The 13,228-nt window shown below is 69.0% G+C and carries 7 protein-coding genes and 1 pseudogene; 1 reads left to right on the top strand and 7 read right to left on the bottom strand.

Annotation, left to right across the window (positions count from 1 at the left end; translation table 11 throughout):
* Positions 1-16: 16 nt before the first annotated feature.
* Both ABZ795_RS01185 and araB read right to left on the bottom strand, forming a co-directional pair.
* Positions 17-691, bottom strand: coding sequence for an L-ribulose-5-phosphate 4-epimerase (locus tag ABZ795_RS01185; RefSeq protein ID WP_357527843.1), 675 nt, complete (start codon positions 689-691; stop codon positions 17-19).
* Complete coding sequence (gene araB / locus ABZ795_RS01180; RefSeq protein WP_357527841.1) at positions 688-2,373, bottom strand: ribulokinase; 1,686 nt, start codon at positions 2,371-2,373, stop codon at positions 688-690. Before araB ends, ABZ795_RS01185 begins: the two co-directional genes overlap by 4 nt.
* Before the next feature lie 985 nt (positions 2,374-3,358).
* Here araB and ABZ795_RS01175 point away from each other — a divergent pair.
* Positions 3,359-4,879: an RICIN domain-containing protein gene (locus ABZ795_RS01175; protein WP_357528304.1), complete on the top strand. Its 1,521-nt coding sequence runs from the start codon at positions 3,359-3,361 to the stop codon at positions 4,877-4,879.
* A 107-nt stretch (positions 4,880-4,986) separates the two neighbouring features.
* Here ABZ795_RS01175 and ABZ795_RS01170 read toward each other — a convergent pair.
* The 5 genes and pseudogenes from ABZ795_RS01170 to ABZ795_RS01150 all read right to left on the bottom strand — a co-directional run.
* Positions 4,987-5,692: pseudogene (locus ABZ795_RS01170) on the bottom strand (ROK family transcriptional regulator); the annotation flags it as partial.
* A gap of 75 nt (positions 5,693-5,767) precedes the next feature.
* Entirely contained in the window at positions 5,768-7,018 is a 1,251-nt protein-coding gene (mmsB, locus tag ABZ795_RS01165; RefSeq protein ID WP_327026149.1) for a multiple monosaccharide ABC transporter permease, read from the bottom strand.
* The gene (gene mmsA, locus ABZ795_RS01160) at positions 7,018-8,553 is read right to left on the bottom strand and encodes a multiple monosaccharide ABC transporter ATP-binding protein (protein ID WP_357527840.1); all 1,536 of its coding nucleotides are present in this window, start codon (positions 8,551-8,553) and stop codon (positions 7,018-7,020) included. The genes mmsB and mmsA overlap by 1 nt, the downstream gene beginning before the upstream one ends.
* A 104-nt stretch (positions 8,554-8,657) precedes the next feature.
* Positions 8,658-9,785, bottom strand: a complete 1,128-nt coding sequence (chvE, locus tag ABZ795_RS01155; protein ID WP_327026151.1) for a multiple monosaccharide ABC transporter substrate-binding protein — start codon at positions 9,783-9,785, stop codon at positions 8,658-8,660.
* Positions 9,786-10,049: 264 nt separating this feature from the next.
* The gene (locus ABZ795_RS01150; RefSeq protein ID WP_357527838.1) at positions 10,050-13,052 is read right to left on the bottom strand and encodes a glycoside hydrolase family 95 protein; all 3,003 of its coding nucleotides are present in this window, start codon (positions 13,050-13,052) and stop codon (positions 10,050-10,052) included.
* Positions 13,053-13,228 lie beyond the last annotated feature (176 nt).

The raw sequence follows: 13,228 nt of genomic DNA, 5'->3' as shown, positions 1-13,228 counted from the left end.
CGGGCCGCGACCCGGGTCAGGTGTTCGCCGCCGGTGCGGGACGCTGGCCGTAGACGTTCTGGTAGCGGTCGTAGAGGGCGTCCACGTCGGCCTGGGCCATCGGCACCGGTTGCCCCAGGGCGCGGGCCAGGTGGGCGGTTCGCGCCACGTCCTCGCACATCACCGCGGCCTTGACCGCGGCCCGGGCGGTCCGCCCGATGGTGAAGACCCCGTGGTTGCGCATCAGCACCGCGGGCGAGCGGTGCCCGGTCAGGGTGCTGACGATCCCCTTGCCGATGTCGTCTCCGCCGATCAGGGCGAAGGGGCCCACCGGGATCTCCCCGCCGAACTCGTCCGCCTGGGCGGTCAGCCAGCAGGGGATCGCCTCGCCCCGGGCCGCCCAGGCGGTCGCGTACGTGCTGTGGGTGTGCACCACCCCGCCGACCTCCGGCATGGCCCGGTAGACGTAGGCGTGCGCGGCCGTGTCACTCGACGGGGACAGGTCACCCTCTACCGGCATCCCGTCCAGGTCGCAGAGCACCATGTTGTCGGCGGACAGGTCGTCGTAGTCCACCCCGCTCGGCTTGATGATCATCAGGTCCCGCCCGGGTACCCGGGCGGAGACGTTGCCGGCCGTCCAGGCCACCAGCCCGTAGCGGGTCAGCTCACCGTGCAGCCGAGCCACCGTCTCCCGCAACTCACGCTCGATCATGCGACCACCTCCAGCGCGGTCTCGTTCGTCGATCCGACCGACCCGGCGGCCGCGTTCCGGATCGCCCGCAGGCGCAGCATCACGTCGTTGGCGCCGCGACCGAAGTGGTCGTGCAGGGTGCGGTACTCGGCGTAGAGGGCGTCGTAGGCGCGTACCCGGTCGGGGTCGGGGCGGTAGACCGCCGCGCTGATCCGGCCCATCGCCTGCGAGGCCTCGTGGATCGAGGGGTACGCCCCGGCGGCCACCGCGGCGTGGATGGCCGAGCCGAGGGCCGGCCCCTGGGCGGAGCCGATGATGCCCAGCGGCCGGTTGGTGACATCGGCGTAGATCTGCATCAGCAACTCGTTCGAGGTGAGCCCACCGGCGATCACCAGATCGTCGACGGGCACCCCGGCCTCGACGAAGGCCTCGATGATCATGCGGGTGCCGTACGCGGTCGCCTCCAGCAGCGCCCGGTAGACGTCCTCCGGGCGGGTGGCCAGGGTCAGGCCGACGATCATCCCGCTGAGATCGTGGTTGACCAGCAGGGATCGGTTGCCGTTCCACCAGTCCAGGGCTACCAGGCCGTGGGCGCCGACCGGCTGGGCGGCGGCCAGTTCGGTGAGTCGCTCGTGGGAGGCGACCCCGGCCGGGGCGGCGTGCTTGACGAACCAGCCGAAGATGTCCCCGACCCCGCTCTGGCCGGCCTCGTAGCCCCAGGCCCCGGCGCTGATGCCGCCGTCGACCACCCCGCACATCCCGGCCACCTCGGCCGGGTGGGCGCCGTTGACCACGTGGCAGGTGGAGGTGCCCATGATCGCCACCAGCCGGCCCGGCGTCAGGGCCTGCGCGGCGGCGGCGGTGACGTGCGCGTCGACATTGCCGACGGCCACCGCGATGCCCTGCGGCAGGCCGGTCCAGGCGGCGGCCTGGGCGGTGAGCTCACCGGCCTTGCCGGCCAGCGGCATCAGCGGACCGTCCAGCTTGGTCACGAAGTCACCGAAGTCGGGGTTCAGGGCGGTCAGGTAGTCCGTCGAGGGGTACTGCCCGTCCTGCATGATGCCCTTGTAGCCGGCCGTGCAGACGTTGCGGGTCTCGACGCCGGACAACTGCCAGACGATCCAGTCGGCGGCCTCGATGAAGCGCTCGGCCCGCCGGTAGACCTCCGGGTCCTCCTCCAGCAGTTGCAATCCCTTGGCGAACTGCCACTCGGCGGAGATCTTGCCGCCGTAGCGGCCGATCCAGGGCTCGCCGCGTTCGTGGGCCAGGGCGTTGATCCGGTCGGCGTGCGGCTGGGCCGCGTGGTGTTTCCAGAGCTTCACCCAGGCATGTGGACGGTGCCGAAGGTCCGGCAGCTCGCACAGCGGGGTGCCGTCGGCGAGGGTCGGCAGGACCGTACAGGCGGTGAAGTCGATGCCGATGCCGACCACCTGGCGTGGATCGACCCCCGCGGCGGCGACGGCCGCCGGTACGGCGTGGCGCAGCACGTCGCGGTAGTCCTGCGGGTCCTGCAGGGCCCAGTCGGGGGGCAGGGGCGGACCACCGTCGGGCAGTGTGGACTCGATGACGGCGTTGCGGTACTCGTGCACCGCCGTCCCCAGCTCGGCCCCGTCGCGTACGCGGACCACCAGGGCCCGCCCCGACAGGGTCCCGTAGTCGACGCCGACGACATACCGGTCGCCGACTTCGTCCACACCGCTCATGCTCACCTCCGGCCGATGACGGACCTCAGTGTTAACGCTCACATCAGGCGTCGTCAAGACACCGTCCGGCAACAGCTCCGTAACGGAGTACGGGGCCCGTCGTGATCACCTGACACCGGCCGAACCGACACCTGCACCACCCACCTTGCGGCATCCGCCGGGTCCCGCGCCAGAGGTACGACCCTGCCAGCCGTCGCCCATTTCATCCACACCGGTCGACGCCTGCCGCGACGTCTCCGACCACCCTCAGGGGACGGGTCACCCCGCCGCCCCGATCCCCGGCGGCGCGCACCTCGGTGCCACCCGGACGGCGAGCCTCCCCTGCGGACCCTTCGCCGGCCCGCCCGGCACCCGCGCCGAGGCGCCGCGACGGATCTTCACGCCCTCATATGAGCGTTAACATCCTTCGATCGCAGGTGTGGCTCAGTGGATCAAACCGACGACCCTGCCGCGCCGCTTCGGAAAGCCGCAGCACCACATATTCGAATCGCTCCCACATGGGAATTCACCGATTTCTCCGCCGTCCAGCCTCTTTTGATCAAGCAGCGATCCGGCGTTTCGCAGACATTGACGGTGATTTACATAACTGGATGTCAGCGATAACATCCCAGACATCGGAGGGCCCTGTCCGGGAGAACCACCACCGTCACCGCCGGCGTCGCCGCACGACACCCGGCTGACTCGATCTCTGGGCGCCGGCGTCCCCGCCACGGGTGGCGGCACTCCGACCCATCTGACCGTGAGCAGGCCATGCCTGCCCGCGCCCACCCGACGAACCGTCTGGGCCGCCCGACGACCCGCGGTCGGTGATCCATGACCGACACCCATCCGTCCCTGTCCCGAGGAGGATCGAATGCGCGCACGACCACGATGGTTGGCCGTTCTGAGTGTGCTGGTGCTGACACTCACCACGGTCGTCGTCGACGGGCTCCACACACCGAAACCCGCGCAGGCGCTCAACAACGGGGTGGCCCGTACCCCGCCGATGGGGTGGAACACCTGGAACACCTTCGGTTGCAACATCAACGAGACCCTGATCCGGCAGATGGCCGACGCGATCGTCAACACCGGGATGCGCGATCTCGGCTACAAGTACGTCGTCGTGGACGACTGCTGGTTCGATCCCAACCGCGACGCCCAGGGCAACCTCCAGGCTCATGCCGGCCGTTTCCCCAGCGGCATGAAGGCCCTCGGCGACTACCTGCACTCCCGTGGCCTGCTCTTCGGCCTCTACCAGGTGCCCCGGGAGAAGACCTGCGCGCAGTACTTCGGCGCCTGGCCCGGCTCCACCGGCAGTCTCGGCCACGAATACCAGGACGCCCGGCAGTTCGCCGCCTGGGGGGTGGACTTCCTCAAGTACGACTGGTGCTCACCCTGGGGCACCATCAACGACCAGATAGCCGGGTTCTCGCTGATGCGTGACGCCCTGGCGGCCACCGGTAGGCCCATCGTCTACAGCATCAACCCGAACAGCATCCACGAGAAGACCGGCCCCCTGCGCAACTGGGGGGACATCGCCAACATGTGGCGGACCACGGAGGACATCACCAACGCCTGGAACACCGGTCAGACCAACGGCTACCCGATGGGCATCCAGAACATCGTCAACGTCAACGTGCCGATCGCCTCGTACGCCTCGCCGGGCTCCTTCAACGACCCGGACATGCTCGTGGTCGGCAACGGCGGCATGACGGACACGGAGATGCGCAGCCACTTCGCCCTCTGGGCGATCATGGCGGCACCGCTGATCGCGGGCAACGACATCCGCAACGCCAACGCCGCGACCCTGGACATCCTGCGCAACCAGAACCTGGTGGCCATCAACCAGGACTCCCTGGCGCTGCAGGCCGTGCAGGTCTCCCACGACGGCACCCGCCGGGTGCTGGCCAAGCGGCTGGCCAACGGGGACGTGGCCGTGGCCCTGTTCAACCAGGGCAACTCCACCACCACGGTGTCCACCACGGCGGCGGCCGTCGGCAAGTCCGGCACCTCGTTCACCCTGCGGGACGCCTGGACCAACACCACCTCGACCAGCACCGGGACGATCTCGGCCAGCGTGCCGGCGCACGGCACGGTGGTCTACCGGGTCAGTGGCGGCACCACGACCACTCCCCCGCCCCCGCCGCCCACCTTCCGGCTACGCAGTGAGTCGGCCGGCCGCTGCCTGGACGTCAACAACAGCGGCACCGCCAACGGCACCGCGACGTTGATCTGGGACTGCCACACCGCCAGCAACCAGAGCTTCACCCAGAACGGTCAGGCCCTCCAGGTGCTCGGCAAGTGCCTGGACATCTCCCCGACCGCCACCCCCGGTACCCCGGTGCAGATCTGGGACTGCAACGGCGGCACGAACCAACAGTGGACGTTCAACGGCAACGGCACCATCAGCAACGTCCGCTCCCCCAACCTCTGCCTGGACGTCAACAACAACGGCACCGCCAACGGCACCCCCGTCATCGTCTGGACCTGCCACACCGCCCCCAACCAACGCTGGACCCGCACCTAACCCACCCCCTTCCCCGTCGATCATGCACTTCTGGTCGCCGATATGCCGGCATTCACATCTTTCGTCGGGACAGAAAGTGCAAGATCGGCGGGGAGAGGGGCGGGGGTGAGGGGGTTGGTGAGGAGGGGGGTGAAGGCCAGTTCGGCGGCGCCGATGAGGGTGGCGTCGTCGCCCAGGGCGGCGGTACGCAGCTTGACGTGTTCGCGGGCCACCGGCAGGACGTTGCGGGCGATGCGGCCCGGACCTGCTCGGCCGCCCCGGGGTACAGGTCGCACAGCATCCCGCCGAACACCACCATCCCGGGGTTGAACAGGTTGATCAGGTTGGCCACCCCGATGCCCAGCCAGTCGCCGATCCGGCGCAGCGCCTCACGGGCGGCCGGATCTCCCCGGTCGGCGTCGTCGGTCACCGCCCGGATCGCCGCACGGCCGAACAGCTCGGCGGCCCGCCCGGCGGCGTCGAGCAGGGCCCGCTCACCGACCTCGGCCTCCAGGCAGCCGGACGAGCCACAACCACAGGCCCGTCCGTCGTACGGGTTGACGACCATGTGCCCGACTTCGCAGCCGTAGCCGCCGTCCCCGCCCAGCAACCGGCCACCGACGATGATCCCCGGCCGGTCTCCGCGGGTGACTCCTCCTCGACCAGGCCCAGTCGGGCCAGCTCGGTGGTCAGCGCCCGGATGGTGCTGCGGTTGAGCCCCATCCGGGTGGCCAGCTCGGCACGGGAGATCGCGCCGCGATGATGGACGTGGCGCAGCAGTGTGCCGGCGTTACGCCGACGGATCTCCTCCGGGACCACCCGATCCTCCGGCATCAGCGTCGATGCGGCCGGTCCGACGGGAGGCAGCGTGGTCACCACCCGCCGTGACGTCAAGGTGTGCGGCGGGGGTCAACGACTCGCGCCGGCCCGGCGCTTGTTGTAGACGTCGAAGGCCACCGCGACCAGCAGCACCAGCCCCTTGACCACCGACTGCGTCGAATGCTCGACCCCCATCAACTGCATACCGTTGCTCATCACGGCCATGATCAGGCCACCCACCATGGCACCCACCACGGTACCCACCCCACCGGTGACGGCCGCTCCGCCGATGAAGGCCGCCGCGATCGCGTCCAGCTCGAACATGTTGCCCGCGGCCGGCTGCGCGCTGTTGGAACGCGAGGAGAAGATGACCCCGGCCACCGCGGACAGGAAGCCCATGTTGACGAAGATCCAGAAGTTGACGGTACGGACCTTCACCCCGGACAGCATCGCCGCCGGCAGGTTGCCGCCGATCGCGTAGACCTGCCTACCGAAGACGGTACGGCGGGTGAGCAGCCCGTAGACCAGCACCAGCACGGCCAGGATGATCAGTACGATGGGCAGGCCCCGGGCGTTGGCCAACTGCCAGGCGAACCACATCACCACGGCACCGACCAGGACCATCCGCGCGACGAACAGGGCGAAGGACTCCACCGGCTGCTGGTAGCGGATCCGCGCCACCCGGGTCCGGAAGCCGCTCACCACGTAACCGGCCACCGCTATGCCGCCGATGAGCAGGGTGAAGGCGTCGTAGCCGTCGCCGCCGATGAGTCCGTTGAGGAAGCCGGCCGCGATCTGGTTGTACTCGGCCGGGAAGGGCGACAGGGAGACGTTCTCCAGCACCCGCAGGGTCAGACCCCGGAACAGCAGCATGCCGGCCAGGGTCACGATGAAGGCCGGGATGCCGACGTACGCGACCCAGAAGCCGTGCCAGGCGCCGACCGCCAGCCCGACGGCCACCGCCGCCAGCACCCCGACCCACCAGGGCTGCCCCTGCCGGATGATGACCACGGCGCTGACCGCGCCGGTCAGCGCCACCACCGAGCCGACCGACAGGTCGATGTGCCCGCCGATGATCACGATGACCATGCCGATGGCGAGCACGAGGATGTACGAGTACTGCAGGACGATGTTCGTGATGTTGCCCGGACTCAGCGAGACACCCTCGGTGAGAACGGCGAAGAGGGCGACGATGACGACCAGCGCCGCGAAGATGCCGCTCTGCCGCAGATTGTTCATGATCAGGGCGCGCGGGTCGCTGCTGCCGACGTGCAGTACAGCGGCGGGAGTAGCCTCGGCCGACCCGCCCTTGTGGACCGAGGAGGGCTTGGTGCTGGTCATCAGACGGATTCCTTGTCCCTCGCCATGAGTTCCATCAGCTTCTCCTGGGTCGCCTCGGCCGCCGGCAGTACGCCGGTGATCCGACCCGCCGACAGGGTGTAGATGCGGTCGCACATGCCCAGCAGTTCCGGCAGCTCGGAGGAGATCATGACGACCGCCTTACCCTCGGCGACCAGCCGGTTGATGATCGTGTAGATCTCGAACTTCGCCCCGACGTCGATGCCCCGGGTCGGCTCGTCCAGGATCAGCACGTCCGGATCGGTGAACAGCCACTTGGACAGGACGACCTTCTGCTGGTTGCCGCCGGAGAGCTTGCCCACCACGGACAGCACACTGGGGGCCTTGATGTTCATGTCCCGGCGGCTGTCCTCGGCCACCCGGGTCTCCTCGTTGTCGTGCACCCAGCCGGCCCGGGACAGCTTGCGCAGGCCCGCCGAGGAGACGTTGTGCCGTACGTCGTCGATGAGGTTGAGCCCGAAGCGCTTGCGGTCCTCGGTGGCGTACGCGATGCCGTTGCCGATCGCCTCGGCCACCGAACGCGCTCTGATCTGTCTGCCGTGCAGGTACAGCCGACCGGAGATGTCCCGCCCGTAGGAGCGCCCGAAGACGCTCATCGCCAACTCGGTGCGGCCCGCCCCCATCAACCCGGCGATGCCGACCACCTCCCCGGCCCGTACGTTCAGGCTGGCCCGGTCGACCACCAGCCGGTCCTGGGTGGGGTGCCGGACGGTCCAGTCCTCGATGCGCAGCACCTCCGCGCCCGGGGAGGAGACCCGGTCGGGATAGAAGCTGTCCAGGTCCCGGCCGACCATGTCCCGGATGATCTGCTCCTGGGTGACCTGGCCCGAGCCCATCTCCAGCCGCCGCACCGTCCGGCCGTCGCGCAGCACTGTGGTGGAGTCGGCGATGGCGGTGATCTCGTTCAGCTTGTGCGAGATCATGATGCAGGTGATGCCCTGGTCGCGCAGCCGGCGCATCAGGTCCAGCAGGTGTGCCGAGTCGATGTCGTTGAGGGCGGCCGTCGGCTCGTCCAGGATCAGCAGTTTGACCTTCTTGGACAGCGCCTTGGCGATCTCGACCAGTTGCTGCTTGCCGACCCCGAGCTGCACCACCGGGGTGACCGGGTTCTCGTGCAGGCCGACCGAGGCGAGCAGTTCGGCCGCCTCGGCGTTGGTGCGGTTCCAGTCGATCAGGCCGCTGCGGCCCCGGCGTTCGTTGCCGAGGAAGATGTTCTCGGCGATGGACAGGTACGGCACCAGGGCCAGTTCCTGGTGGATGATGACGATGCCGTGGGCCTCGCTGTCGCGGATGCCCCGGAAGTCCACCGGCTTGCCGTCGAGCAGGATCTCACCGGAGTAGCTGCCCGTGGGGTACACCCCGGACAGCACCTTCATCAGGGTGGACTTGCCGGCGCCGTTCTCACCGCAGATGGCGTGGATCTCGCCACGGCGTACGGCGAGGGTGACGTCCTGCAGCGCCGCCACCCCCGGGAAGGTCTTGGTGATGCGACGCATCTCGAGGATGTGGTCGTCCATGCTCACCCTCCTGCGGTCTCGATCAGGGTGCGGGCGAAGTGTGCGGTGGTAAGCGATCCGGGCTCGGCGGCGAGTGCTCGCCGCCGAGCCCGGGGATGACGCCGTCAGCCCTTGGCCTGGCCGGCGGCGACCTCCTCGGCGGTGAAGTAGCCGGAGTCGATCAGGACCGGCTTGATGTCGTCGGCGAACACGGTCTCGATCGGCAGCAGGTACGACGGCACCACCTTGACCCCGTTGTCGTAGGTCTCGGTGTCGTTGGCCTGCGGGGTCTTGTCCTGCAGGAAGGACTCCGCGGCGATCGCGGCCTGCTCGGCCAGCAGTCGGGTGTCCTTGAAGATGGTGGAGTCCTGCACCCCGTCGTTGATCAGTTTGACGGAGGCGATCTCGGCGTCCTGCCCGGTCACCACCGGCATGTCGTCGCGGTAGCCGGCGTTCTGCAGGGCGGTGATGATGCCCCGGGAGAGACCGTCGTACGGCGAGAGCACCCCGTGCACCTTGGTGCCGTCGTTGTAGCTGGAGGTCAGCAGATCCTCCATCCGCTTCTGCGCGCCCTCCTGCTGCCAGCGCAGAATCGCCACCTGATCGATCTTGTTCTGCCCGGACTTCACCTTCAGGGTGCCGGCGTCGATGAACGGCTTGAGGGTGTCCATCGCCCCGCCGAAGAAGTACTGGGTGTTGTTGTCGTCCAGGGAGCCGGCGAACAGTTCGATGTTGAACGGCCCGGTCGCCTCACCCTTGGCGCCGTCCTTGGTCTGCAGGCCCAGCCCGACCAGCAAGGCGGTGGCCTGGGCCACCCCTACCTTGTAGTTGTCGAAGCTGACGTAGAAGTCGACATTGGGGCTGTCCCGGATGAGCCGGTCGTAGGAGATCACCGGGATCTTGGCGTCGGCCGCCGCCTGCAACTGCCCGCTGAGCGCGGTGCCGGCGATCGCCGCGATGATCAGCACGTCGGCCCCACGGGTGATCATCTGGTCGACCTGCTGGGACTGGGTGGGGATGTCGTCGCCGGCGTACTGGAGGTCCACCTTGTAGCCCTTGGCCTCCAGCTTCTCCTTGACGAAGTTGCCGTCGGCGATCCATCGCTCGGAGGTCTGGGTGGGCATCGAGACGCCGATGGTCAGATCACCGGGCTTGTCGCTGTCGTTACCGCTGCCGGCGCCCTCACCACTGCACGCCGCCAGGCTCAGCGCCAGCACGGCGCTACCGAGAGCGGCCAGGATTCTTCTGCTCACTGGCTTCCCCAATCTGAACTCGCGCCGTCGCCCCGGCGGCATGGGTCGCACTTGGAGGCCAAGTGTTAGCGCTCACATCGACCAGGTCAACACCTGTTCTGAGATCCAGCGGTCACGGTCTCGTAACGTTCCCGCCACTCCCCCGATCGGCTGGGGAACCGCAGGTGGCGGCCGGTGGCGAGGGCTGAGATCCCCCGGGAACAGGGCGTGCCGGCCACGGCACCCCCCGTGGCCGGCACGCCGGTCCGCAGTCGCGCGGGTTTCTCAGTCTCCGATCGCGATGGCGAAGATGTGCATGGTCGGTACGTTGGCCGCCGGCCGGGCGCTGATGTTGGGCAGTTCCACCCGGCTCACCGGCTTGTTCTGCAACCCCACCCCGACGTAGTAGATGCAGGCGGAGACGTTGTGCCGCTGGTTGCCGGGGCGGTTCTGGTATGCCATCACGATGGCGGCGGAGCCACCGGCGTGCGGTCCGCCGTACCAGTCCGGGGTGCTCAGGGTGAAGCTCTGCCGGGTCCCGTCGGCGTAGACCACAGTGGCCGTGCCGGACACCGCACCGTAGGTACCGGTGGCGAGGATCCCGAGGGTACGCCCCGTGCCGGTGACCCCTATCGACTGGCCGGAGGCGACCGCGTTGTCCGCGCCGCCGGGGGCCACGGCGGGCCAGCGGAAGTTCACCCCGTTGCGGCTCACCGTGCTGCCCGGGGTTACCCCGGCCTGGGCCAGGGCCTGGGCGGAGAGGCTGGCGCCGTTGCCGTCGAAGTTGGCCACCCCGGTGTTGCTGTCGTTGCTGGTGCCGGCGTTGGTGAAGCTCTGCTCCAGGGTCGGTGCGGTGGGCGTACCCACCGAGCCGGTGGCCCGGTAGGTGCGCCCACCCTGCACGGTGACCTCGATCAGGTCGGGCTCGATCCGGGTGGTCCGGGGCGAGGTGCCGTCGGCGGTGTCGACCAGGGTGTAGGTGCCGGTGAACATCCGGGCCCGCAGGCGTACGGTGCCGGGCCGGTCCGGCCGGACGAGGATCTCGGTGGCCTGGCCGTTTCTCCAGGTGAGGCCTACGGTGTGGCCGCCCCGCCCGCGCAGGCCGCTGACGTATCCGGTGGGCCAGGCGGTCGGTAGGGCGGGCAGCAGGTGCAGTTCACCGGCGTGGCTGTGCAGCAGCATCTCGGCGATGCCGGCGGTGGCGCCGAAGTTGCCGTCGATCTGGAACGGTGGGTGCAGGTCGAACATGTTCGGGGCCAGCCGGGCCGGGGTGGCCAGGTAGCGGATGAGGTCGTGCGCCCGGTTGCCCTCTTCCAGGCGGGCCCAGAAATTGATCTTCCAGGCCAGGGACCAGCCGGTGCCGTCGTCGCCGCGGATCTCCAGGGTGCGTCGGGCGGCCTGGAACAGTTGGGGGGTGCCCCGCCGGGTGATCTGATTACTGGGGGCCAGGCCGTACAGGTGGGAGACGTGCCGGTGGTTGCGTTCGGTCTCCACCCAGTCGTACAGCCACTCCATGATGTTGCCGCGCGAGCCGACCCGGGTCGGGGCCAGCCGGTCGCGGGTGGCCCGGACCTGGGCCCGGAAGGTGGCGTCGGTGTTGAGGAGTTCGCTGGCCCGGGCGCAGCCGTCGAAGAGGTCCCGCAGGATCTGGTTGTCCATGGTCGGACCGGCGCAGACGCTGGCGTCGGCATGATGGCCGATCTCGGGTGAGTTGGAGGGGTTGGTGACCAGGTAGCCGAGGGTGGGTTCGGTGACCAGGGTGTCGAGGAAGAACTGGGCGGCACCCTTCATGGCGGGGTAGTTGGCGCGCAGGAAGTCCAGGTCCCCGGTGAACAGGTAGTGGTCCCAGATCATGGTGGCCAGCCACGCCCCGCCGGTCTGCCACATCCCCCAGAAGGCGCCGTCGACCACGGAGGCGCCCCGCCAGGCGTCGGTGTTGTGGTGGGTGACCCAGCCACCCGCGCCGTACTGCACCTGGGCGGTGCGGGCCCCGCTGACCGTCAGGTCCTGGATCATCGAGAACACCGGCTGGTAGCACTCGGACAGGTTGGTGGTGTCCGCCGGCCAGTAGTTCATCGGCAGGTTCGCGTTGATGGTGTACTTCGAGTCCCAGGCCGGGGTCAGCGAGTCGTTCCAGATGCCCTGGAGGTTCGCCGGTTGGGTGCCCGGCCGCGATGAGGAGATCAGCAGGTACCGGCCGTACTGGAACAGCAGGGCCGAGAACTGCGGGTCGTTGACGGTGTTGTGCTGGGCGATGCGTACATCCGTCGGCTGGTCGGCCGCCGAGGTCCGCCCCAGGTCGAGACTCACCCGGCCGAACAGCACCTGGTAGTCGGCGACATGCCGGGCGCGCAACTGGTCGTAGCTGCTGGCCCGGGCCGCGGTGAGGTGCCGTCGCGCGATGCCCTGGTAGTCGCCGCCGACGTTGCGGAAGTTGACATAGCTGGAGCCGATCGAGATCAGCAGGGTCACGCTGGTGGCCCCGGTGACCCGCAGGGTCCCGCCGGAGCTGCTGACCGTGCCGCCGTTGACGGTGGCGTGGGCCAGGGCCAGGAACCGGACCGCCCCGTTGACCCCCTCCTGGTTGCCGGAGATCCCGTCCAGACCGATCGTCGCCCCGTCCGGGCTGGACACGGTGGTCCGCTGCGGGCTGTCGAAGGTGGCCGTGAAGGTGATCGAGGCGGACCGGTCGGCGGTCAGCCGCATCGCGATGATCTGGTCCGGCGCGCTGGCGAAGACCTCCCGCTGGTAGCGCACCCCGTTCATCAGATAGGTGACCGAGGTGGTCGCGGTGGTCAGGTCCAACTGCCGGTGGTACTGGGAGGTGCCGGTGGCACCGGGGAAGGCCAGTCGGAGGTTGCCGACGGTCTGATAGGCCAGCTGTCCTACCGGGTTGCCGAGCATGGTCTGATTGATCAGGTTCTGGGCCTGGGACCACTGGTTGGCGAAGACCAGTCTGCGGATCTCCGCCAGCGAGCCGGCGCCCCGGGGGTTGCTGGAGTCGTGGGGGCCGCCCGCCCAGACGGTGTCCTCGTTGAGTTGCAGGCGTTCGGTGTCGCTGTTGCCGAACACCATGGCTCCCAGTCGGCCGTTGCCGATCGGTAAGGCCCGCAGCCAGTCGGTGCCGGCCCCCCGGTCGTACCAGAGGGCCAGGTCGCCGGCCGCCGACACCTGCGGGGGCGCCACCGAGCCGGCCCGGGCGGTGGCGGTCCAGGGCAGCGGCAACAGGGCTCCGCCGGCACCCGCCGCGCCGATTGTGAGAGCCTGCCGTCGGGTCAGATCTGACATCGATCCTCCAAAGGGGTGACCGACCCCGGCCACCCGAAGCGCGGAAACGTGAATGGGCACCTGCTGGATCAGCCGGTGGACGCCAATCCCGGCCGCGACGCGTCAGGTAGCCGATAGCCTGCGAGACAGGCAGACATCTGATGTGTTTCCGAAATGTTACTCCCGCCACCAGAGAT

The organism is Micromonospora sp. NPDC047134 (genome assembly GCF_040643455.1).
Classification (GTDB): domain Bacteria; phylum Actinomycetota; class Actinomycetes; order Mycobacteriales; family Micromonosporaceae; genus Micromonospora.
Note: the sequence above shows the minus strand (reverse complement) of the source record. Positions and strands in the feature narration are given on the sequence as shown.